Source organism: Acidicapsa dinghuensis (assembly GCF_025685685.1).
GTDB classification, from domain to species: domain Bacteria; phylum Acidobacteriota; class Terriglobia; order Terriglobales; family Acidobacteriaceae; genus Acidicapsa; species Acidicapsa dinghuensis.
This window is the reverse complement of sequence record NZ_JAGSYH010000001.1, coordinates 558,494-580,653: the sequence shown is the minus strand read 5'-3', so window position 1 is coordinate 580,653 and position 22,160 is coordinate 558,494. Positions and strand designations below refer to the sequence as shown.

20 protein-coding genes are annotated in these 22,160 nt (G+C 56.7%); 14 read left to right on the top strand and 6 right to left on the bottom strand.

The features are described 5' to 3' along the window. Positions 1 to 272: 272 nt before the first annotated feature. The 3 genes from OHL22_RS02270 (at position 273) to OHL22_RS02260 (ending at position 5,508) form a co-directional block, all read left to right on the top strand. A complete protein-coding gene (locus OHL22_RS02270) occupies positions 273 to 1,574 on the top strand; it encodes an acetamidase/formamidase family protein (protein ID WP_263332753.1) in 1,302 nt (433 codons plus the stop codon). Between the two features lie 251 nt (positions 1,575 to 1,825). Next, positions 1,826 to 4,261 carry an ABC transporter permease gene (locus OHL22_RS02265; protein ID WP_263332751.1) on the top strand — a complete coding sequence of 812 codons (2,436 nt, stop codon included), beginning with the start codon at positions 1,826 to 1,828 and terminating at the stop codon, positions 4,259 to 4,261. Positions 4,262 to 4,329: 68 nt separating this feature from the next. Beyond that, positions 4,330 to 5,508 carry an alpha/beta hydrolase gene (locus OHL22_RS02260; RefSeq protein WP_263332749.1) on the top strand — a complete coding sequence of 393 codons (1,179 nt, stop codon included), beginning with the start codon at positions 4,330 to 4,332 and terminating at the stop codon, positions 5,506 to 5,508. 8 nt (positions 5,509 to 5,516) lie between these two features. Here OHL22_RS02260 and OHL22_RS02255 read toward each other — a convergent pair whose 3' ends face one another. From OHL22_RS02255 to OHL22_RS02245, 3 genes are all read right to left on the bottom strand, one after another. After that, entirely contained in the window at positions 5,517 to 6,428 is a 912-nt protein-coding gene (locus OHL22_RS02255; protein ID WP_263332747.1) for a D-hexose-6-phosphate mutarotase, read from the bottom strand. 44 nt (positions 6,429 to 6,472) lie between these two features. Further along, on the bottom strand, positions 6,473 to 6,811 hold the full coding sequence (locus tag OHL22_RS02250) for a P-II family nitrogen regulator (protein ID WP_263332745.1): 339 nt from the start codon (positions 6,809 to 6,811) through the stop codon (positions 6,473 to 6,475). Between the two features lie 181 nt (positions 6,812 to 6,992). Further along, positions 6,993 to 8,423 (bottom strand): ammonium transporter, encoded by a 1,431-nt coding sequence (locus OHL22_RS02245; protein WP_263332743.1) that lies wholly within the window; start codon positions 8,421 to 8,423, stop codon positions 6,993 to 6,995. 165 nt (positions 8,424 to 8,588) lie between these two features. On the opposite strand from OHL22_RS02245, the gene OHL22_RS02240 reads away from it, so the two are divergent. The 11 genes from OHL22_RS02240 (at position 8,589) to OHL22_RS02190 (ending at position 19,640) form a co-directional block, all read left to right on the top strand. Further along, on the top strand, positions 8,589 to 9,386 hold the full coding sequence (locus OHL22_RS02240) for a hypothetical protein (protein WP_263332741.1): 798 nt from the start codon (positions 8,589 to 8,591) through the stop codon (positions 9,384 to 9,386). 79 nt (positions 9,387 to 9,465) lie between these two features. Then, the gene (locus OHL22_RS02235; RefSeq protein ID WP_263332739.1) at positions 9,466 to 10,080 is read left to right on the top strand and encodes an NADH-quinone oxidoreductase subunit B; all 615 of its coding nucleotides are present in this window, start codon (positions 9,466 to 9,468) and stop codon (positions 10,078 to 10,080) included. 298 nt (positions 10,081 to 10,378) lie between these two features. Continuing rightward, positions 10,379 to 12,049, top strand: coding sequence for an OmpA family protein (locus tag OHL22_RS02230; protein ID WP_263332737.1), 1,671 nt, complete (start codon positions 10,379 to 10,381; stop codon positions 12,047 to 12,049). A gap of 180 nt (positions 12,050 to 12,229) precedes the next feature. Next, positions 12,230 to 14,353 (top strand): WD40/YVTN/BNR-like repeat-containing protein, encoded by a 2,124-nt coding sequence (locus OHL22_RS02225; protein WP_263332734.1) that lies wholly within the window; start codon positions 12,230 to 12,232, stop codon positions 14,351 to 14,353. Between the two features lie 94 nt (positions 14,354 to 14,447). Beyond that, positions 14,448 to 15,578, top strand: coding sequence for an aminofutalosine synthase MqnE (gene mqnE, locus OHL22_RS02220; RefSeq protein ID WP_396127103.1), 1,131 nt, complete (start codon positions 14,448 to 14,450; stop codon positions 15,576 to 15,578). A 49-nt stretch (positions 15,579 to 15,627) separates the two neighbouring features. Beyond that, positions 15,628 to 15,861 (top strand): type II toxin-antitoxin system Phd/YefM family antitoxin, encoded by a 234-nt coding sequence (locus tag OHL22_RS02215; protein WP_263332732.1) that lies wholly within the window; start codon positions 15,628 to 15,630, stop codon positions 15,859 to 15,861. A gap of 2 nt (positions 15,862 to 15,863) precedes the next feature. Further along, positions 15,864 to 16,241 (top strand): type II toxin-antitoxin system VapC family toxin, encoded by a 378-nt coding sequence (locus OHL22_RS02210; RefSeq protein WP_263332731.1) that lies wholly within the window; start codon positions 15,864 to 15,866, stop codon positions 16,239 to 16,241. 75 nt (positions 16,242 to 16,316) lie between these two features. After that, positions 16,317 to 16,532: a hypothetical protein gene (locus OHL22_RS02205; protein ID WP_263332730.1), complete on the top strand. Its 216-nt coding sequence runs from the start codon at positions 16,317 to 16,319 to the stop codon at positions 16,530 to 16,532. A gap of 292 nt (positions 16,533 to 16,824) precedes the next feature. Then, positions 16,825 to 17,235, top strand: a complete 411-nt coding sequence (locus OHL22_RS02200; protein WP_263332729.1) for a DNA-binding protein — start codon at positions 16,825 to 16,827, stop codon at positions 17,233 to 17,235. Positions 17,236 to 17,338: 103 nt separating this feature from the next. Then, positions 17,339 to 18,910: a DHA2 family efflux MFS transporter permease subunit gene (locus OHL22_RS02195; RefSeq protein WP_263332728.1), complete on the top strand. Its 1,572-nt coding sequence runs from the start codon at positions 17,339 to 17,341 to the stop codon at positions 18,908 to 18,910. A 316-nt stretch (positions 18,911 to 19,226) separates the two neighbouring features. Further along, a complete protein-coding gene (locus OHL22_RS02190; RefSeq protein WP_263332726.1) occupies positions 19,227 to 19,640 on the top strand; it encodes a GIY-YIG nuclease family protein in 414 nt (137 codons plus the stop codon). Between the two features lie 12 nt (positions 19,641 to 19,652). On the opposite strand, the gene OHL22_RS02185 is transcribed toward OHL22_RS02190, so the two are convergent. From OHL22_RS02185 to OHL22_RS02175, 3 genes are all read right to left on the bottom strand, one after another. Then, positions 19,653 to 20,843 (bottom strand): acyl-CoA dehydrogenase family protein, encoded by a 1,191-nt coding sequence (locus OHL22_RS02185; protein WP_263332725.1) that lies wholly within the window; start codon positions 20,841 to 20,843, stop codon positions 19,653 to 19,655. Positions 20,844 to 20,971: 128 nt separating this feature from the next. After that, complete coding sequence (locus OHL22_RS02180) at positions 20,972 to 21,238, bottom strand: ribbon-helix-helix protein, CopG family (RefSeq protein ID WP_263332723.1); 267 nt, start codon at positions 21,236 to 21,238, stop codon at positions 20,972 to 20,974. 82 nt (positions 21,239 to 21,320) lie between these two features. After that, on the bottom strand, positions 21,321 to 22,160 hold the full coding sequence (locus OHL22_RS02175; protein ID WP_263332721.1) for an ABC transporter ATP-binding protein: 840 nt from the start codon (positions 22,158 to 22,160) through the stop codon (positions 21,321 to 21,323).

Here is a 22,160-nt window from a genome sequence, read left to right as displayed (position 1 = left end):
TTCGATCTTGCCAACTCTGCATCACGTACCTGCAGCACGTCCCTCGCCACATTTTCTTTATTCAACCGTTGATATTGCGTAGCTTGCCGGTGGTACTTGTTTGGCATCGTCCAAATTCAAGAATATGTGTCCAATGCCGGACAGTGATGGCGCCACGCCGAACCATTAAAAACGTGCCGAACCAGGACTCGTTTCTCTACGTACAATCGTTGAGAGCCGGTGCACAGTCATTGCGGCTCAGCATTTCAATCCTGCTCTTAGGAGAAATGTCCATGGCTCACATCAAGCTCCTACCCATGCTCTTAAGCCTATCTTTTTGGGCCTCTGCTCAGACACCCTCAGTCACAGGCCGTTGGATTGTTTCGACCAACTATCTGGGCACTCCTCTGACTCCTCTTCTCAATCTTGAACAGACGGGCGACAAGGTGACGGGTACAGGCCGGGGCTACAAGTATGCCGGTACTCTTCACGGGACTGACCTGCATCTGATGGCTACGGATGAACAGGGCAACACTGATGAAATCACTGCGACGCTCGCCGACGGCAAGATGGAAGGAATGGATACAGAAACGGACGCCAGTGATAAGGCGCACCCGATGATTCTTAAATTCACGGCAATGCTGGCGCCTGCTCTGGAACATCCGCAGCCCAGGACTCATGAATTCACGCCGACGGTCTTCTATCGTCAAGTGTCTCCCTTCAATAAACCGGTGCTCACGATCAATCCTGGAGATACCATTCACACCACTACGGTGGATGCGGGCGGGACGGATATGAACGGGGTCAGGTGGTCCCTCGGCGGCAATCCTCAGACCGGTCCCTTTTACATAACGGGAGCGATGCCGGGAGACGTGCTCGTTGTCCACATTAAGAAACTCACCCTCAATCGTGATTGGGCGGAGAGCGACGATGGGCTTGATGAGCGTGCCTTGAACAGCGATCTCGCCGTCAAGGTCAAGGACAACGGTAAATCCATTCGGTGGCATCTCGATCGGACGGCGGGAACCGCAACGCCTGAGACCCCTTCGGAACACCTCAAGCACTACACAATCCCGCTCAAGCCGATGCTCGGTTGCATCTCTGCTGCTCCGGGTCCTGCGCAGGCCCCGCCGGGCACAGGTGACTCGGGATACTACGGCGGAAACATGGACTTTAACGAAATCAGGGAAGGCGCAACAGTCTATCTTCACGTAGCCAACCCCGGCGGGCTGCTCTATTTCGGCGACGCTCATGCAGCGCAAGGAGACGGCGAGCTGAATGGCAACGCATTGGAAACCTCTATGGACGTGGAAGTGACTGTTGACGTCCTCCCCAACAAACGCATTGGAGATCCTCGAGTGGAGACGGCCGCCGACGTTATTACCATGGGGCTTGATGGTTCGCTCGATGACGCTTTCAAAGAAGCCACAAGCGATATGGCTTCATGGCTTGCGGAAGATTACAAGCTTACGCCTTCAGAGATTGCACAGGTGCTTGGAACTGCCGCCGAATACCACGTCAGTGAAGTTGCTGACAGGAATGCCGGTATGGTGTTGAAGATCAGCAAAGATCGTCTCGCCACGCTTGTGAAGTAGGTGATCTTGACAGCGGTGAAACGCGACAACGGTATCGGATTCAGGATTTATGCCAAATCGCCAAGCCATTCACCGACCCGATAAGTAACGACAAGTCCGCTTGGGGAAGTGATGACGGGGCCGGGTAACAGGTAGCCGTAAATGAAAAAATTTTAAATTGGCCCACTGCCGTCGAAGTTCAGGACGAGGCAGAACAAAAAATCTGAGAACCAATAGCGGCTGGATTGCGTAGCAGCCAGAGGAGGTGCGGAATGGCGGGTAGGTCTGGGGATCTTCGGTATGCGCTACGGCAGCTTTGGCGGGCGCGGATGTTTACGGCGATCACGATTGTGACACTGGCGCTGGGCGTGGGCGCGAATACGGCGATCTTCAGTGTGATTCAAGCGGTGCTGTTGCAGCCGGCAGGGGTCAAGGACCCGGCTAGTGTGGCGTCGTTCCATGCGCGGTATGTGCAGCTGAATCTGCCGAGTATTGGAGTTTCTGCACCGGATTTTCAGGATGCTGTGTCGCTTAGCCCGATTGTGGAGTCGGGCGCGATAGTGCAGCAGACTAGCTTCAACGCGACATTTCAGGGCAGGACGCAGCATCTGCGGGCGGGGCTGGTGACCTGGCAGTGGTTTCATGTCTATGGAGCGGAGCCGATTGTAGGGCGGGTGTTTCGCCCTGAGGAGGATCAGAAGGGTGCTAACCGCGAGGTGATTCTCAGCTATGCGCTGTGGCAGGAGATGTTTGGCGGGCAGCGGGATGCGGTGGGGCAATCGGTGCTGCTGGATGATCAGTCGTACCGCGTTGTGGGCGTGATGCGTAGCGATTTTGACTGGCCGCGCAATGAGCAGCTCTGGATTCCGCTGGGGCTGGCGCCGACCGACTATGCCGCGGACAATCGGTTCAATGAGAGCTATGACTCAGTGGTGCGGCTGAGGCCGGGGGCGAGTGTGGCGCAGCTGAATGCGGCCCTGGATCGGAAGCGGCAGGAAGAGATTCGGCGCGAAGGGACGGGGAGTTTTGCGCAGAGTGCTGGCTGGAGCATGTTTGCGCAGCCGTGGACGCAGGATGCGGCGGGCGATCTACGCAAGCCGCTGTTTGCACTGTTTGCCGTGGCGGGGATGATTCTGCTGATTGCGTGCGCGAATATCTCGGGGCTGATGTTGGCAAGAGCTTCGTCGCGGACGAGAGAGCTGGCTATACGCACGGCGCTGGGGGCTTCGGTTTCGCAGCTTACGAAACAGTTTGTGGTGGAGACGGTGCTGTTGGCTGGGATAGCAACGGGCATTGCGATTCTGGCTGGGCCATTTCTGGGGAGATTGCTGCTGCTGGCGATTCCGCATGATCTGGCAGCGGGGTTTGTGGTGGAAGGGAACTGGAAGCTGATGCTGGCGGCGGCTGGATTTGGGCTGGCTACTTCGTTGTTTGCGGGGCTGGCTCCGGTGCTGCAAGTGGCGCGGTCGTACAAGGACTTGCGGCTGGCTGAGTATGGCAAGGGATCGACGGCGGCTCCGGCACGGCAGCGGTTTCGCAGCGTACTGGTAGTGGGCGAGGTGGCGTTGGCTTTTCTGCTGGTGGCTGGGACGGGGATGTTTCTGAGCAGCTTGCGGCAGTTGCAGCATGTCGACACTGGATTTACGAGCGAAGGAGTGCTGGCTGGAAGTGTGACGCTGAATGCTTCGAACTATCGCGGGCAGCCGGTGAAGGTGCAGAACTTTCTCGATAACGTGATGTCGCGGCTGAGCCAGCAACCGGGAGTGGTGGCGGCTGGGGCTGTCTCTTCGCTGCCGTTTGGCAAGAATGGACATCCCTCGGCGAGTTTTCAGATTGAGAATCAACCCCTGGGGCCGGGTGATCCTGGTCCGCACAGCGACAGGGTGACGGCGACGCCTGGGTATCGCGCGGCGATGGAGATTCCGCTTCTGAAGGGGCGGTGGTTTACGGAGGAGGACCGTGCGGATCATCCACGAGTGGCTGTGATTGACGATGTACTGGCGCAGGCGTACTGGCCGGGGCAGAATCCGATAGGGCAGCATGTGCGCAACGGGTCGAATTCACCATGGAAAGAGATTGTCGGAGTAGTGGGGCATGTGCGGAAGGACTCGTTGGAGGTGGATGAGAACAAGGGCCTGATCTACGAGTCGATGGCGCAGAATGCTTCGGATGGCGCGGCGATTGTGGTGCGGACGAAGGTCGCTCCGGATGCACTGCGCGGGACGCTGGCAGAGGCCGTGAAGGCTGCGGACTCGACGGAGGCGGTGTACGACGTGCATCCTCTGTCGAGCCTGGTGAGCGAGTCGCTGGCGGCGCGGCGGCTGCTGGTGCTGCTGCTGACGCTCTTTGGTGGTCTGGCACTGCTGCTGGCTGGAATCGGTATCTATGGGCTGCTGAGCTTTACGGCGGCGCAACGTACGACAGAGATCGGCATTCGCATGGCGCTGGGAGCGCAGCGCTGGCAGGTGATCACGCTGGTGCTGCGGCAGTCGTTTGTGCTGATTGGCGCAGGGATCGGTGTTGGGCTGGGGCTGACGTTTGTTGCGCAGCGAATTTTGACGCATTCATTTGCCGCGATGCATGGGGGATTGGCGGATTCACTGGTGCTGGCTGGGGTGAGTCTGGCACTGGCTGCGACGCTGGCTTCGGTGATTCCGGCGAGCCGGTCGGCGGCGGTGGATCCGATGATCGCGCTGCGGAATGAGTGAAAATCCGCAATCGAAAGCGGCGCTATTCTCAATTTCCCGATAGCGCCGCTGCTACACTTGCTGGCGTTATGCGCCGCATCTTAATTCTCGCTTTCTGCGCCATCTCTTGCTTTGTTCTTGCTGATGGCGTTCATGCTTATTCGCAGACTCCTTCGGCTGCGCCTGCACCTGCTCCCCCAGCGCGGCCTGCTGCGCCGCGAACTGAGGTGAATGCTGATGGATCGATCACTTTCCGGCTAACGTATCCGGGAGCCAAGCAGGTGTCGGTGTTGACTGATGCGCTGTTGCAGCCGCTGGCGCTGGTGCAGGGTGCGGATGGGGTATGGACGGCTACAACGAGTCCTTTGCCTCCCGAACACTACGGATACACGTTTGTGGTGGATGGAGTACACATGCTCGATCCGCTGAATCTGAGCGTGCATGTGAACTTCGTGGATCCGTATAGCGATGTGCTGGTGCCGGGGCATCCGGCTGAGCCGTGGGAGCTGACAGATATTCCGCATGGGATGGTTTCAAAGCACTTTTTCACGACGAAGATAGGGGTGCATTTTCCTGAAAACCAGAGCGCGTATGTGGTGTACACGCCGCCGGGATACGACCCGAAGCGCAAGGATGGGTATCCGGTGCTTTATCTGCTGCATGGGTACACGGATACCGAGGATGGCTGGACGCTTACGGGCAAGGCCAACCTGATGATGGACCGGATGCTTGCGGATGGAAAGATCATTCCAATGATTGTGGTGATGCCGCGTGGGTATGGTGATTTTGACGTAGTGAGCCGCGGGCGCAATGGGACGCCGAGCGGGGCGATGGGAGTGGACAATATTCGGCTCTTTGACCAGACGCTGGCGCGCGAGGTGATGCCTGCGGTGGAACGTGACTACAACGTAGCGCGAGGCCGTGAGAGTCGGGCGATTATTGGGTTGTCTATGGGAGGTATCGAGAGTCTGTCGCTGGCGCTGAATCATTCCGACATCTTCGCGTGGGTGGGCTCGATGAGCGGAGCGCTGCCGCGCGGGGATTTCGATACGCATTTTCGCGATGTGGAAGCGGCCAAGACGAATCTGAAGATGCTTTGGGTTGCTTGCGGAACGGATGACCGGCTGATTACGCCGAACCGTGATTTTGTGGCCTGGGCTAAAGGCAAAGGGTTGCCGGTAACAGCGGTGGAGACTCCGGGAGCGCACACGTTTGTCGTGTGGCGGCAAAATCTGCTGGCTGCTGCACCGTTGCTGTTCCGAAAATGACGGACTGATTACGCGCCAGTGAAGACTGTGATGTTTGCAGTGATAATGTGAGACTGATCTGGCTGGAGTATGACTCCGGCGCTGAGGATATTCGAGGCTTCGACACAGGCAAATTCGCGCCACTCGCTGTCATCCATGTCGGCGAAAGCGGCCGCTCCGCCGCTCCATGGATTCCAGACTACGGTCGTGAGTGAACTTCGCTTTTCAAGGCGAATGGAGCGATTGAGTCCCGCGTCGTGGATAGTGACTGCGTCCCCTGTTTCGACATAGGCGTTGTCGGTGGCGGTAGTGAAGCGAATGTCGCCTGATTGCACCTTCATGGCGTTGTTGTTGCGGTTGTCCAGATAAGTAGCCTCATCCAGTCCGGAGATGCGGATCGATGAGGAATCGCTGACTCGGTTGTAGGTATGAAGCGCTTCTTCGAACTGAAATCCTTCGCTACCTGTGTTCTCCACGATCAGTTCGAGCTTGAGCGATGTGCCTACGGTAATGCGATGAGTGGCGCGGAAGTCGAATGGCCACCAGGCGCGGGTGGAGTCGTCGCTTGCGGTGGTGAGAGCCACAACAACGTTAGCAGCATCCTGGGCGATGGATTCGAGTTTCCATTCTCGCGTTCGGACGAAGCCGTGGGCTGGAGCCTTGGGATTGTCGGCTTTGGCACGGAACCAGGGGAAGCAGATGGGGATGCCGCCGCGGATGGCTTTGCCGTCTTCAAAGTGTGAGAGCTTGCTGACGAAGAGAATTTCATCGAAGCCTGCCGGCTGCCATGAGGTGACGTGCGCGCCGTGGAGGTAGATTTCGGCATTGGCGGCGGGGGTGGTGATGTCGAGCTTTGGAAGGCCGCTCTGGTCGGAAACGACACTGGCCACCCCGGGGATGGCCAGTAAATCGTTGAGTGCTGCGAGTTCTGTTTGCGTCATCGTTGTGATCCGTCGAAGAATCGACACTCGTGGGATGCAACAAATCAGAGAGCCGATTCGCCGCGCTCGTCGTTGCGGATGCGGATGGCGTCGTCGATGCGGGTGACGAAGATTTTGCCGTCGCCGATTTTGCCGGTTCGGGCTGCGCCGATGATGGCGGCAATGGTCTTCTCGGCGAGTGCGTCGGGAACGACGATTTCGATCTTGACCTTGGGCAGGAGATCGACGGTGTATTCGCGGCCACGGTAAAACTCGGTGTGGCCCTTCTGGCGGCCGTGGCCGCGGGCTTCGAGGATGGTCATGCCTTCGATGCCGGCTTCGAGCAGGGCGTCTTTTACCGAGTCGAGCTTGGAAGGTTGGATAACTGCTTCGATCTTTTGCATAGCCGGGAAATCCTTGTGCGAGGTCTACTCGCAATAACGGTGTTTAGGGTATCAGTTCTTCTGACGGGATACGCAATCCCACGAAGTTAGCAAAGTAGTGACCCGGGCGGCCTCATAGAGCCGCCCACTACGCGATAGCTGCTGCCGCTGTGTGATGCAGCAAACATGCTTATGACGTGAGTTATGCGCCAAACTCGTAGCCTTCTTCACCATGCTGTGTGAGATCCAGACCTTCGTTCTCGTCGTGTGCAGAGACGCGCAGGCCGATGGTTTTGTCGACGAGGAAGAGGATGATGACGGTGCCTACGATGGAGATAACCCATGCGATGGCGATGCCGACGATCTGGTTGACGACCTGATGCCAGTTACCGTCCATGCCGCCGGTAGGAAGCAGGTGGCCTTGCGCGTCCTTACCGAAGATGGGATTGACGGCTGCGGTCGCGAAGATGCCAGTGAGGATAGCGCCGAGTGTGCCGCCCGCGCCGTGCACGCCAAAGGCATCGAGTGAGTCGTCATAGCCGAAGATGGCCTTGACCTTGAAGACCATGAAGAAGCAGAAGACGCCCGCGATGAGTCCGATGAGGATGGCGGGCATGGGCTCGACGAAGCCTGACGCTGGTGTGATGGCGACGAGGCCTGCGACCGCGCCGGAGATAGCGCCGAGCGCGGTGGGCTTGCCGTTGTGAATCCATTCGGCCACCGACCAGCTTATGGCTGCTGCTGCGGCGGCGAAGTGAGTCGCGACGAAGGCGCTGGTGGCAAGGCCGTTGGCTGCCAGGGCAGAGCCGGCGTTGAATCCGAACCAGCCTACCCACAGCAAACATGCGCCGATGAAGCTGAGCACCATGGAATGCGGCGGCATGGCTGTCTTGGGGTACCCGACGCGTTTACCGAGATAAAGCGCGGTGATGAGCGCTGATACACCGGAGGTGACGTGAACGACTGTGCCGCCGGCGAAGTCGAGGCAGGGGAATTTGCCGCCAGCCGCGTTGAGCAGGCCGCCGACGCCCCAGACCATGTGCGCCATTGGGTCATACACGATGATGGACCAGAGGGAAAGGAAGACCAGCATGGCGCTGAATTTCATGCGCTCGGCGAATGCTCCGCAGATGAGCGCCGGGGTGATGATGGCAAACATGAGCTGGTAGATCATGTAGGTCTGGTGGGGGATGGTCGCTGCGTAGTCGGCGTCGGGCGCGGCACCCACGCCTTTGAGGAATAGATGTTCTAAGCCCCCAATGAAACTGGTGCCGTGGCCAAAAGCGAGCGAGTAGCTGACGAGCGCCCAGAGCAAGGAGATAACGCCCATCATGGCGAAGCTCTGCATCATGGTGCCGAGTACATTTTTGCGGCGGACGAGACCGCTATAGAAGAGCGCCAGGCCAGGGCCGGTCATCATGAGCACAAGCGCGGCGGAGGTGAGCATCCAGGCGTTGTCGCCTGCACTTTGTGCGCTGGTGACGGCGTTCTGCAATGCTGTGATCTGGTCTTGTGTTGAGGCCGGCGGTGCCGGCGAGCTAGCCTGCGCCAGTGCGGAAACTGGCAGCAGAATGATGCCCGCTGTCGTTAGACACAATAGGAGGAAGGCTCGAAGGGAAAATTTGGGTCTCATTATCGGTTGATTGTATTGAGAAGCGCCAGAAATGCAATCGGTGTATTACGAAGTTTTTACGAGTCTCGCCTGCGATGCTTGAGAAAACAATGGGTTGTGTTCAAAAAAAAGATCTGATGGCCGGCCAGCGAGGTTGTGTGAGAGATGTGGAAATGGAAGCTGTGTTTGCATGGTATCCCATGTTGCCTGCTGTGGATGGTGATCGCGATGATGAGTTTGCTCGATGTGGCGCTGGCGCATGCGCAGAGCGCTGCGAAAAATCCGGCGGCCCAGGACTGCGTGCATGTGTCGCTGCAGGGCGAAGTTGTTGAAGGTAAGAGCTGGAGCGCTTCGCTGGGTGAAGGTTGGGTGCTGCAGGTCATTCCTGTGTCTGGGCCAGTGTCAGGGCCTGTCTCAGGCAATGCGATTTCAGATGGGAAAGTTTTTCGTGGGTGGGACTTGGCGGTGAATCGAGTTGGAGCAGAGACGTATCCGGACGCGCTGTTGCTGGCTACGCCTCCGTATGGCTCGCTGAATGCGCGGGAGATTGCTACGACCTATGGCATGCGGGCGCAGGATGCCATTGCGTGGGAGCCTAGGCATTTCCGGTTTCTGACGATGCAGGAGGATTTAACGCGAGCGTGCGAGTTACATGCGCAGGTGATGTCGATTGGACAAAGGAGCGATGCTGAGCGCAATAAGGCAAGTGCGCAACTGCTTGCTCTACTGGGATCGGCACGGCAGGGAAGCGGGCAGTTGCACGTGGAAGATGCGCACATCGTTCCCGGAATTGCCGACCCGCCATTGTTTGCGCAGGCGTGGACGCAGCACTTACACAATGTTCCTCACAGCAATGAACAGAACGCTGTTGCGAGCGCACGCGGTCAGTTGCGATGGATGCGTTTTGCAATTGATTTGTGGTTGCCGGGTTCGTGGAAGATGCCTTCTCAGCTGAGGGGCGTGAGAGCAAAATGCGCTGAATGATACGTTTCGGGGAATTTCAAATAACGAAACAAATGCTGAAAAAATTTTGAATCTGGTGGATGCGTCGTATACTAGAGGCATGGCGGGAGCGAGCGGCGGAAGTAGTCCGGAAAGCAATCGGGGTACGGGGCAGGAAAAAGACCGATATCTTTTCGGATCTCTCGAGAGCAGTGCCATCAACCGTGCGAAAGTACGCGAGGTTAGTTACGGCTATGAGCAGCCTGAGGGTGTGTTTCTTACCTCGCTGGATTTCGCCGTTAACTGGATACGCAAAAGTTCCATCTGGCCGATGACTTTTGGCTTGGCGTGTTGCGCCATCGAGATGATGTCGATGGGAGCATCGCGCTACGATATCGCTCGTTTTGGCGCTGAAGTCTTCCGGCCATCTCCAAGACAATCGGATCTCATGATCATCGCGGGGCGCGTGTCGCAAAAGATGGCCCCTGTGATTCGCAGGCTTTACGAACAGATGCCAGAGCCCAAGTGGGTTATCTCGATGGGAGCATGCGCGACCTCCGGCGGCGTCTTCAATAATTATGCTTTGGTGCAGGGTGTTAATCAGGTTATCCCCGTAGATGTTTACGTGCCTGGTTGTCCGCCGCGGCCAGAGCAGTTACTGTATGCAATCACGCTGCTTCAAGAAAAGATTCAGCACGAACGCGGAAGTCTGAAACGCACGTTAAACGTTGGGTAAACATCCCTTGGTGCCGAGTAAATTTTATAAGCGCTGAGAGAGATCAATAAGTTAAACGGATGTTTTGCCTGTTACCGGAGCTGGTTGCCAAACGTTGATTGATATGGCAACTCATTCAAGAATTTTACGTTCCGGGATTATCCCTATGTTAATTTGGGATTGATGTAACGATAAGGGCTTGATTCTGTATCAAATGAATTGACTGCCCGCATAGCATCATGCGGGTTTCAACAATTGAAGGGTTTTGCACGCCTGGAAGATCTTCGGATCTTTCGGGCATGGTTGCGGAGGAAATCGAATGAAACTTGGTGTGACGAAACAACAAATTCTCGCAGTTGCGGCTGCTGCATGCATGCTGCCGTTTGCTGCACTCGCGCAGGATAAGCCTGCGGCGAAGCCCCCAGCGGATTCTGCATCCCGCTGGGATATCTTCCTTGGCTATAGCTATCTTGCCCCGCATGGCACGGTCGAAGCGCTTCAGCCGAATTCCGGGCAGACATTGCCCTTCTCTTATCAGTCGGTGAACTGGGGAGCGATCGGAAGCGGAGCGTATTACTTTAACCGGTACATTGGCGCACAGGCGGAAGTGAGTGTCCACAAGTGTGGCGCTACGCAGTCTGATTGCGGCAACAACGATACTTTCATTCTTCCGGCGGCTGGTTTGATCTTCCGTTATCCGACCAGCGATATCACCCCGTTTGCTCATGCTCTCGTGGGTGCAGCCGATATTGGCGGTCCTGATCATGAGCCGATGACCTGGGGCCCATCGTTGACGGTTGGCGGCGGTATGGACTACAACACACCGCTGTTTAACCATCACCTTGCAATTCGTCTGTTTCAGGCGGATTACCAGTACATGCACGCGGACTTCGGTCCTGTCGTGTACGGCGGCCGTGCGAACATCAACGCGGCACGCCTGAGCGCTGGCATCGTGCTCCATGTCGGCGAAATCTACGTGCCACCTGTGACCTATGCCTGCTCGGTCAACCCGTCTTCTGTCTATCCGGGCGAACCGATCACGGTTTCGGGCACGGCAGAGATGCTGAACCCGAAGAAGAAGGTGACGTACACATGGACCGGCGTCAACGGCATCAGCGGTTCGGACGCTACGGCGAAGATCGACACCACCTCGCTTGCTCCGGGCAGCTACACGGTGCACGGCAATGTTTCGGAAGGTCCGAAGGCGGGCCAGTCGGCAGACTGCTCGGCGAACTTTACGGTCAAGCAGTTTGAGCCTCCGACAGTTAGCTGCTCGGCGAATCCGACGACGATCAAGCCGGGTGATTCGAGCACGATTACCGCGACTGGCGTAAGCCCGCAGAACCGTCCTCTGACCTACAGCTACTCGGCCACTGCCGGTTCGGTGAGCGGTACGGGCAACACGGCGACCTACTCTTCGGCTGGCGCACCTGCAGGCTCGGTAACAGTCACCTGCACGGTCACAGACGATAAGGGCCAGACAGCAAGCGCAACTACGCCGATCACGATCGAGCAGCCTTATGTTGCTCCTCCGCCGACGCAGTCTTCGCTCTGCTCGCTGACCTTTGACAAGGACAAGAAGCGTCCGACCCGCGTAGACAACGAAGCCAAGGCCTGCCTTGACGACATCGCGCTGACTCTGCAGAGCAAGTCCGATGCCTCGCTGTCGATCGTTGGCGAGTCGACCGCCGATGAGAAGAACCCGCCGAAGCATCACCACCGCAAGAACGAGCAGCCGGAAGACTTTGCGGCTCAGCGCGCGGTGAATGCCAAGGACTACCTGGTGACCGAGAAGGGCATTGATGCTTCCCGCATTACGCTCTACACGGGCACAACCGATGGCAAGACGGTGGAAGATTATCTGGTACCGTCTGGCGCAACCTTCAATGCAAATGGTGCAACGCAGTACACCGGTGATGTGAAGGCACAGCCTCGCAAGCCGCTGGCCGAGCGTCATCACGCGCACAAAAAGGCAGCAGAAACGAAGTAAACCGTAGCAGGTTTCTTTCGCGACGTGGGCGGAGACTCGATTGAGTCTCCGCCCATTTTCTTGCACGAGAATCAGTGAAACCCGACTTATGATGGAAATATGCAATCTGGCCAGGTTTGGACTTAATTGCATGGCGCTGATGGTGTGAGCGGCCTATTTTGTGTTTCAAACGGAGTTCCGTTGTTCTTTTTCAAGTCTCGTTGGCCTGCATCGCCGGGGTTAAATCGCGGTTTGATCGCTGTGGCCTGTGTTTCCGCAATGACGGCGGGTGCGCTCATTGCGCGCGCCGAGGCGCCGTGGCGCTCGATTGGGCCATTTGGGGGCGACGTGCGGTCGTTTACTGCCGTTCCTGGAGAGCCGGGGCATGTTTACCTGGGCGATGCCGATAGCTGGGTCTTCGAATCGACGGACGATGGTCTTACCTGGAAGCGACTGAGCCGGGTGGATGGCCCGGATGGCGATGGCGGTTTGCTGGTAGACGATATCGTCGTGGACGCATCGGACACGCGAACTCTATATGCCGGTGTTCATCGTGTAGATCGCGTGGATGGCGGAGTTTATGTCAGTCACGACGCCGGTGAGACCTGGAAGGCGATTCCGGCGCTGAAGGGACAGTCCATCCGCTCGCTGGCCCAAGCGCCTTCCGATCCGAATGTTCTGGTTGCCGGTTCGCTGGAGGGCGTCTATCGCAGCACCGATCACGGGACGACCTGGGAACTCATCAGTCCCGCGGGCAGCCATGAGATTCACGAGGTTGAGTCGCTGGCGATCGATCCTCGCAATCCGGGAATTATCTATGCCGGAACGTGGCATCTGCCGTGGAAGACCAGCGACGATGGCAAGCACTGGCGGAATATCAAGAAAGGCGTCATCGACGACTCGGATGTCTTCTCGATCATCATCGATCCTAGACATCCCAGTGTGGTGTATGCCAGCGCCTGCTCGGGGATCTATAAAAGCGAGGATGCGGGCGATCTGTTCCACAAAGTGCAGGGAATTCCGTCTACCGCGCGACGCACACGAGTGCTGATGCAGGATCCGAATCATCGAGAAATTGTCTACGCAGGCACGACGGAGGGTTTATACCGTACGCGGGACAGCGGACATGAGTGGCAGAGGCTGACGGGAGATGACGTTGTCGTCAATGACATCTACCTTGATCCTGCAAAACCGGGCAGGATTCTTCTGGCTACGGATCGCGGAGGCGTGCTAGCGAGCGACAACGGAGGCTCCACGTTTGCCGAGTCGAACCAGGGTTTTTCCGCGCGTAAGGTAGAGGCGCTTGTGGCCGACAATCGCGGCACAGGGCGCATTCTTGCAGGCATCGTGAATGACAAGGCTTACGGTGGCGTGTTTGAAACGGTGGATGGCGGCGGCAGCTGGAACCAGATTGCCAATGGACTGGATGGCCGCGATGTTTTCACGCTGGCCCAGTCGAACGATGGCACTGTTCTTGCCGGCACGAGTCATGGCATTTTCATGCTGGAAGAAGGGGCTGGCGGCGCGCCGCGATGGACGATGACAAGCAGCATCGTCAATACCGGAAGCAAAGTGGTTTCCGAAAATATCGGCGGGCATAAGGTGAACCGGCTTGAGACGGTGACGCTTCCAGCGCGCGAGATGGGATCGCGCGTGATGGCGTTTGATCTCTCAGGGAATGTGTGGCTGGCGGCGACTGCAGAGGGGCTTTTTACCAGTGCGGATAAAGGAATGACCTGGCAGGGCGGACTGGTGATGGGCTCGTCCGACTACATTACGGTTGCTGTATGGGATGGAGAGATGCTCGCGGCGCGGCGGCAGGGGGTGGTCTATTCCAGGGATCACGGACAGACCTGGGACCCGATGGGGATTCCGTCGCGGATTAAGGATATTCACACGATTGCCTTCTCCAAGGATGGATCGTTCTGGATTGGCGCGGGGGATGGCATCTACTTTTCTCGCGACAAGGGCAAGACATGGTTTTGGCTTGAAAAGGTGCCGGCGCGTGACGTAGGCGATCTTGCCTTTGATATGCGCAGCGGCAAGATGCTGGCGACCTCGCGAATTAGCGAATATCTCTATTCGATAGATCCGGCTACGCTGCTGTACACGCGTCTCCCTACCGGGTACAGGCTGTTCATGGCGCGGACGGCGGGCGGGGTTGCGTTTGCGGCGTCGCTGCAGAACGGCGTTCTGATGCAGCCAAAGTCTGAAAAGCCGGAAGTGCCCAAAGCAAGTTTAGCCAAGGAGCAAAATCCGGCTCTCAAGCAGAATGCCCAACATTCGGGTGATTCAAGGGTAAAACCTGCTCTTTCAGAGCCTTAAGTCGGCTTGTGGCTCCGTCAGGTTCCTATGTGGGAATTGAATGAAGCGAGCGGCAGGCTTTGAGTATCATCTAACTATGAGTGTTGAGCCTGTCGTGTCCTCTCGTTCGCCATTTCGTACGTACGATGCCCGCCTTGAGCCTATTGCAGAGAAGGTGTTTGCCGGGGAGCGGCTGAGCTTCGACGACGGCCTGACTTTGTACGGCTCCAGCGACGTGTTAGCTGTGGGCTGGCTGGCAAATCATGTGCGCGAGCGGATGCACGGCGATGTGACGTACTTCAATGTCAACCGCCATATTAATCCGACGAATGTGTGCGTGGCGGCATGCAGGCTATGTGCTTTCGGGCGTAAAAAGGGCGATCCGTCCGGATACACGATGGCGCTTGAGGAAGCGTGGGAGACGGCTGCCTCGGGTTACAGCGAGGCTGTGACAGAGTTTCATATCGTTGGCGGGCTGCATCCGGATTTGCCGCTTGAGTATTTCCTCGATCTGGTGAGCGGTCTCAAGGTTCGTTTTCCCAAGGTGCATATCAAGGCCTTCACGATGGTGGAGGTGGCGTTTCTGGCGAGACGTGCCAAGCTCACCATTGAAGAGACACTGCTGAAGCTGCGCGAGGCTGGCGTGGACTCGATGCCCGGCGGCGGCGCGGAGATTTTTGCGACGCGCGTGCGGAGCTTCATCTGCGACCACAAGATCGATGGCGACGAGTGGCTGAATACGGCGCGACTCGCGCATAAGATGGGCTTCCGGTCGAACGCGACGATGCTGTACGGGCATATCGAAAACAATGAGGATCGCGTCGATCATCTGCTGCGTCTGCGCAATGTGCAGGACGAGACGGGTGGATTCCAGACCTTCATTCCGCTGGCGTTTCATCCAGAAAATACGCCGATGGATCATCTGCCGGTAACTACCGGACTGACGGACATACGACAGATCGCGGTCAGTCGATTGCTACTGGATAACTTTGCGCATATCAAGGCTTACTGGCAGATGCTTACTCCCAAGATAGCCCAGATAGCTTTGCGTTTTGGTGCGGATGATCTGGACGGAACGGTGATTGAGGAGAAGATCTATCACGACGCCGGGGCTAAGACGCCGCAGGGAATGACCCGCAAAGAGCTTTGCCGCCTGATTACAGAGGCTGGGCGGGTACCGATGGAGCGGGATACGCTGTACCACGCGGTGACACGGACCGAAGACAGCTTTGTGGTGGCGGTCTAAACGAAAACATGCTAAGCTTAGCTAAGTTTGGCTAGGTTCGGGGGTTTTCGTGTCTACTGTGAATATTTTCCAAGCCAAAACGCAGCTCTCGAAGCTGGTGGAGCTTGCCGAGCAAGGGCAGGACACCATCATTGCTCGCGCCGGGAAGCCAGTGGCCCGGCTGACAAAGCTAGAGCCTCAAAAGAAAGCCATCCGTTATGGATCTCTCAAAGGAAAAGTGTGGATTGCGGATGATTTCGATGCGCCGCTGCCGGAAGACTTCTTGATAAAGCCTGAGGCCTAAGCGTGCGAATACTGCTCGATACCCATGTGTTCCTGTGGTTGACAACCGGCGATCCACGGCTGACTCCTAAGACACGAGCAATGCTCGACGATGCCAGGGCGATCTTTGTTTCTGCCGCATCCATCTGGGAAATATCCATCAAAGTACGGCTGGGAAAGCTGAGGGCCGATCCTTCGGTTCTGGTAGAGGAGATGCAGGCGAATGGTTTTGTCGAGTTGCCGGTTTCTGCGTTGCATGCAAAGGAAGTTGTGAATCTCCCACCACATCACGGCGACCCCTTTGACCGGCTGCTGGTCGGGCAGGCAATCGTTGAACAGTTGCGGCTGTTCACTGCAGATTCTCACTTAGCGGCTTATTCGGAACTTGTGGTTATTATCTGATTTGCCGCTCTGCTTTTTGCGGGGCTCCTGTTAAGTAGAGAAAGGCAACAGGGAAGGAACAGGAAGGCTTCCACTATGAGTGAATTTGGCATCTCTGCCCTCTTCGGACTGATTCTTGGATTCATGTTTGGGGTTGGCTGCGCCTTTGCAGTCTTATACACGATCTATCTGGGCGGTTATAAGAAGGCGCTGGAAGAAGGATTGCTGGGTCGTAAGTCAGCACGCTATATAGAAAGCCTCGAAAAAGTAAAAACCAGGCTGGCGAAGCGGAAGTCTTCTGTCTTCGAATAGTGGGATATTTCCCGGCAGTTTTCTCACGGGGCTTAAGGTGTGTGCGTGAGAACTCAGGCCGAAGAGATAGAGGTCTATTTCCAATGGTCCGTGGCTAAAGCCACTTCCATGGTTGCCTTGCATTCAGCAGCCTGAAGGCTGCTGCTCCCTCCCATTTGGTCGCCGAAAGCATGCCGAAACGAGTTCCCACGCAAACACGGTCTTTCGCGGAGGCTCTATGCCTGATGCATAGCTTAGAGGCATCTGCATGGGAATCATCAGCATCCGAAGCTATGCAGGAGGGATCGAGATCATGCCGGAAGAACGGACTACGAGAAAAGCGAAGAACGATCTGAAGGAAGGCAAGTCACCCTCGACGGCGGCCGGTGAGTTTGTGCACGAAGAGATTGAACATGTGCGTAAAGGCAAACATGGAGCGTGGTCTGCAAAGCAGGCAGTTGCCATTGGACTAAGCAAAGCGCGCAGAGCAGGCATTCCTGTAAAGCCACCCGCGGAAGGCAAGACCAGCGGCGAAACACGCAGCAAAGCCGAGAAGGATTATGAGAAAGGGCAGCGGTCTCCGCGTTCTCATAAAGAGGGATCGACTCCGCGCAGCAAGGCTCGCATGAAAGCGATGAAGCGCGAACCGAAGAGTTCGGCGAGTCATGCAGCTTTGTCGAGACAGGCCAAGAGCGCAGCCAAGCGCCGTCAGCGATCGTCTTAAGACTAGAGGTTAGAATCTTAGCAAGACAGAGGCGTAGGTACTACTTAAGAGAAGCGTAAGATGCGCCGGCGCAGGTAGCGCCACAACGAGAGGCGCTGCGCAGATGCCGGAGAATCCCGATCAGCAGGTACAGACCTTTGGGGTTTCGCCGTGGCTGATTGCTGTGTCGGTCATGCTGGCCACGTTTATGGAGGTGCTGGATACAGCCATCGCCTCCGTGGCGCTGCCTTATATCGCGGGGTCCTTGTCAGCCTCGACTGATGAAGCGACTTGGGTGCTGACAAGCTATCTGGTTGCGAATGCCGTTATTCTTCCCGCGAGTAACTGGTTTGCGATTCGCTTTGGACGCAAGCGATTTCTCGTTATTTGCGTGATTATTTTTACGGTCGCTTCTTTTTTTTGTGGGGCGGCGCCATCGCTCGGTTTCATCCTGCTGGCGCGGGTGGTGCAGGGAGCGGGCGGTGGCGCGCTGCAGCCTTTATCGCAGGCAATTCTGCTGGAAAGTTTTGAGCCGAAGAAGCGCGGTATGGCGATGGCCGTATTTGCCTTTGGCGTGGTGGTGGCGCCTGTCATCGGACCAACGCTGGGTGGATGGCTGACTGATACCTATAGTTGGCGGTATGCGTTCTATATCAATATTCCGGTAGGCATTCTTGCGGCGTTCATGATCGGACGGTTTGTGCATGATCCGTCTTACATCAAAGACGCGAAGGCGCCGAAGTTCGACAATCTTGGCTTTGGCCTGCTGATTGTGTGGACTGGCTGCCTGCAGGTGGTGCTGGACAAGGGACAGGAAGTTGACTGGTTTGGGGCGATTTGGGTTCGCTATGCAGTGGCCGCAATGAGTGTGGCGCTGGTGTGGTTTGTCATTCATTCCTTCCGCTCGGAAACACCGCTGGTGAACATACGCATTTTCAAAGACAGAAACTTTGCCGCCGGGTGTCTGCTGATAGCGATGTTTGGAGTGGCGGTCTATTCGACGATCACTATCCTTCCGCTTTTCTATCAGGAACTACTGGGATATACAGCGTTTACTGCAGGCCTGGCGGTGTTTCCGCGTGGTATCGGCGCCATCATTGCCATGCCAGTGATTGGCTATCTTAGTCAGAAGGTGGATGCACGTTATCTGCTGACCTTTGGCTTTGTGGTATTTGGCATTACTTCCTTGATCTTTGGCGGAGTCACTTTGGATATCGGTCCCTGGACATTGTTGTGGCCCATTATGATCACCGGCTTTGCCTTGAGCTTTGTCTTTGTGCCCATTACAACGCAGTCTTATGGGACGCTGAAGAATGAACAAATCGGCAATGCGAGCGGGATCTTCAATCTGCTGCGCAATGTGGGTGGATCGATTGGGATCTCGATTTCGCAGACAATGCTGACGCGGCGGTCAGACTCTCATCAGAACGAAATTACGAACTATGTGGCACGCCCGCAACAGTGGTTTCAGAATCAAACCTCGGAGCTGGGGCGCTATCTAGGGCACTTCGTGAATCCTGCGAATGCACTGCCGCAAGCTCGCGGGGAGCTGTATCACGAGCTGGGGCAGCAGGCGCTGCTGTGGGCGTTTATCGATGTGTTTCGATGGACCGCCTTATTGTGCTTTGCGTGCGTGGGGTTGGTGTGGCTCTTCCAGAAGGTGAAGCATGGCAGGGCTCCGGCGGGTGCGCACTAATACTGCTGTTTCGGGCGGCAAAGCAAATAGCAACGGCATCTATTGTGGACATGATACGCAAACTCAAATCCGGAGAATATCGGCTGTATTCGAGGAAGAAGGACGCCTCAACCGGCAAACGCCGCAACCTTGGCACATTCTCCACGATGGAGCAAGCCAAGCAGCATGAGCGTGAAGTGCAGTACTTCAAGAAGCATTGAGTATTGTGCTTTTGCTGACCTGCTTATCGCGGGTCAGCACTCGTGCTCAGAATGCCGCACTGCCGGTGATGTGGCCGCCGATGATCAGGGCGTGGACATCGTGCTAGCATTCCGTCATGCCAAAATCTATCTACCCTGACTTTGAATTGATTAAAAAATGGCCTAGGGAATTTTTGGGGGCCAAGAATGGCAATCAACTCTTAATTCGTCAGACCGTTTCGCAACTTGAACGCCCGGGAGTGTATATCCTGTATCACGCAGATACGCCTGTGTACGTTGGCCGAGCGACTCGTTTAATCTCACGCTTGCATTCGCATGCGAATAAAACTACCAGCAAGCACTTTCAAGGATGGAACTTCTTTTCCGCTTTTGTGCTTGTCGAGAGAGCCAAAAACTCTGATTCGGAGATAGCGCTCCTGGAAGCTGTTCTCATTGCAGCCATACCAGGCATTCGTAACGGAGCTGTTCCTCGATTTAATAAAGTGGTGATTCCGAAAGAATTCAGAAAAATTCTGCAAGAAATCGTATGACTCGCGATTCCATTAGAATGCAGGGCTTCCTGTAATATGCCCGCCGATGATGAGGGCGTGGATGTCGTGTGTGCCCTCGTAGGTAATGACGGATTCGAGGTTCATCATGTGGCGCATGATGGGGTAATCCTCGGTGATGCCGTTGGCGCCGAGTACCTGACGCGCCATGCGGGCGCATTCGAGAGCCATCCAGACGTTGTTGCGCTTGGCGAGTGAGATGATCTCGTGAGTGAGTGTGCCTGCATCCTTGAGGCGGCCGGCGTGCAGTGAGAGCAACTGTGCCTTCGATATTTCGCTGATCATCCATACCAGCTTTTCCTGGATGAGCTGATGGCTGGCGATGGGCTCGTTGCGGAACTGCTTGCGGGTTTTGGCATATTGGAGCGCCGTGTCGTAGCAGGACATCGCTGCGCCGATGGCTCCCCAACTGATGCCGTAGCGGGCTTGATTGAGGCACATGAGCGGGCTCTTGAGACCACCTGAGCCGGGAAGCAGATTGCTGGCCGGGATGTGCACATCCTGCAGCGAGAGACCTGACGTAACAGATGCGCGCAGCGACCACTTGCCATGCACTTCGTCGGCGCGGAAGCCCGGGCGATCGGTTTCGACGAGGAAGCCGCGGACGGTTTCTTTGCCGGGCTCGGGATCATCGACGACCTTGGCCCAGATGATGGCTACGTCGGCAATATTGCCGGAGGTGATCCACATCTTTTCGCCGTTGAGAATGTACTCGTCGCCGACTTTGCGGGCGCGGGTGGTCATGCCACCGGGGTTGGAACCGAAGCCGGGTTCAGTCAGGCCGAAGCAGCCGAGTTTGCGGCCGGAGGCGAGGTCGGGGAGCCACTTCTGCTTCTGCTCCTCGGAGCCGAAGGTGTAGATGGGATACATGACGAGCGCGGACTGGACGCTGACGAAGCTGCGGAAGCCGGAGTCACCGCGTTCGAGCTCCTGCATGACGAGGCCGTATTCGACGTTGGACATGCCGGCGCAGCCGTAGCCGTGCAGGTTGGCTCCGAAGAAGCCTAGTTCGCCCATCTGTGGAACGAGCTCGCGTGGGAAACGGCCCTCACGGAAGCAGTCTTCGATGATGGGAACGAGGTTGTCTTCGACAAAGGCGCGGGCGGTGTCGCGGACGAGGCGCTCGTCTTCATTGAGCAGGGTATCGAACTTGAGGAAGTCTACGTTCTGGAATTTGAAGCCCATGATGGCGGCCTTTCTGCTTCGATTGCGGCGGCGCAGGAAGAGAGGCAAATATGCGCCGGCCCAAACGATTGAGGGTAGCAGGTTGCAGGCGGCGAGGGGAAGGCGGGATCAGTAGAAGGTGAGCTGCTTCATGGGGTTTCAGTAACCGAGTATCTCCGCCGACGGCGACAATCGCGCAATCTGCGGATATAAGCATCTACATCATCGAATTCAGGGCGATCCTTCCAGAGACCGACGATTGCCTCCATAGCAACTTTACGCCGCTCGAAAGAATTGAGGTATTTCTCCTTTACCGCGATGCGGAGTAGTCCGGAGACGCTTGTTTTCTCGGCTTTTGCACGGGTCTTGAGAGCATTCCAGAGATCGTCATCAAGGGTAATCTGGATTTTGCGCATGAGCTAGTTTAATGGAGAACTGTATATTTTCCTCTGGCCAGGAAATAGGCTCAACGGACAGTATTGTTTTATCGCAATCTCTCTAAGCTAGGAACTCCTTGATAAACGGGTCCTGGCTGGTGATCAGTTCGGCGGTTGTCCCGTCGAAGATGAGCTTTCCATCATGGAGCACGAGGAAGCTGGTTTTGGCGTTTATCTGGCCGTGCGGCAGGGGAACCATCTTGTTTTGAGTTTGGTCGAAGCGGTGCGTGACCATGGTGAACGCGTCCTGCAGGCGATGCGTGACGAGCAGGGATGGTGTGCCGAGTACATCGCGTTCTTTGACGACGAGCTCGATGATGGTGGTGGAAGTGATAGGATCGAGGCCGCCTGTGGGTGAGTCGTAGAGGATGAGGTCGGGCTGGTCAATGATGGCGCGGGCGATGGCGACGCGGCGGCGCATGCCTCCAGAGAGCGATGCGGGCAGCAGATCGTAGGTGTGCTCGAGCTCGACGAAACGCAGCGAGTCGCGCACGCGCCGGTCAACCTCGTCGACGGGCTTGTGACGCTCCATAAGCTGATAGCCGACGTTGTCGCGCACGGCGAGCGAGTCGAAGAGCGCGCCTTCCTGGAAGACCATGCCGGTGCGTGTTCGCAAGGGAAAAAGCTCTCGCTCGGTCATGTGTGTAATGTCTTCGCCGAAAAGGAGGATGCGGCCTGAGTCGGGGCGCAGCAGGCCGTTGACCAGTTTGAGCAGGACGCTCTTGCCAACGCCTGCGGGGCCGAGCAGGATGCGGGTTTCGCCGGGTCCTACCTGGAAACTGACGTCCTTGAGGACTTTCAGATCATTGAAGCCGATTGAGACGTGTTCGAAGACTACGACCGGCTCCGAGCTTCCGTGAGCGGAAGCTGGTTCGTGAGCGAACTGTACGGAGTATGCCAT

Bases quoted from the DNA above. Each gene is read 5' to 3' on its own strand.
- OHL22_RS02270 (WP_263332753.1), top strand. From the start codon at position 273: ATGGCTCACATCAAGCTCCTACCCATGCTCTTAAGCCTATCTTTTTGG.
- OHL22_RS02265 (WP_263332751.1), top strand. From the start codon at position 1,826: ATGGCGGGTAGGTCTGGGGATCTTCGGTATGCGCTACGGCAGCTTTGG.
- OHL22_RS02260 (WP_263332749.1), top strand. From the start codon at position 4,330: ATGCGCCGCATCTTAATTCTCGCTTTCTGCGCCATCTCTTGCTTTGTT.
- OHL22_RS02255 (WP_263332747.1), bottom strand. From the start codon at position 6,428: ATGACGCAAACAGAACTCGCAGCACTCAACGATTTACTGGCCATCCCC.
- OHL22_RS02250 (WP_263332745.1), bottom strand. From the start codon at position 6,811: ATGCAAAAGATCGAAGCAGTTATCCAACCTTCCAAGCTCGACTCGGTA.
- OHL22_RS02245 (WP_263332743.1), bottom strand. From the start codon at position 8,423: ATGAGACCCAAATTTTCCCTTCGAGCCTTCCTCCTATTGTGTCTAACG.
- OHL22_RS02235 (WP_263332739.1), top strand. From the start codon at position 9,466: ATGGCGGGAGCGAGCGGCGGAAGTAGTCCGGAAAGCAATCGGGGTACG.
- OHL22_RS02230 (WP_263332737.1), top strand. From the start codon at position 10,379: ATGAAACTTGGTGTGACGAAACAACAAATTCTCGCAGTTGCGGCTGCT.
- OHL22_RS02205 (WP_263332730.1), top strand. From the start codon at position 16,317: ATGAGTGAATTTGGCATCTCTGCCCTCTTCGGACTGATTCTTGGATTC.
- OHL22_RS02200 (WP_263332729.1), top strand. From the start codon at position 16,825: ATGCCGGAAGAACGGACTACGAGAAAAGCGAAGAACGATCTGAAGGAA.
- OHL22_RS02195 (WP_263332728.1), top strand. From the start codon at position 17,339: ATGCCGGAGAATCCCGATCAGCAGGTACAGACCTTTGGGGTTTCGCCG.
- OHL22_RS02190 (WP_263332726.1), top strand. From the start codon at position 19,227: ATGCCAAAATCTATCTACCCTGACTTTGAATTGATTAAAAAATGGCCT.
- OHL22_RS02185 (WP_263332725.1), bottom strand. From the start codon at position 20,843: ATGGGCTTCAAATTCCAGAACGTAGACTTCCTCAAGTTCGATACCCTG.
- OHL22_RS02180 (WP_263332723.1), bottom strand. From the start codon at position 21,238: ATGCGCAAAATCCAGATTACCCTTGATGACGATCTCTGGAATGCTCTC.
- OHL22_RS02175 (WP_263332721.1), bottom strand. From the start codon at position 22,160: ATGGCATACTCCGTACAGTTCGCTCACGAACCAGCTTCCGCTCACGGA.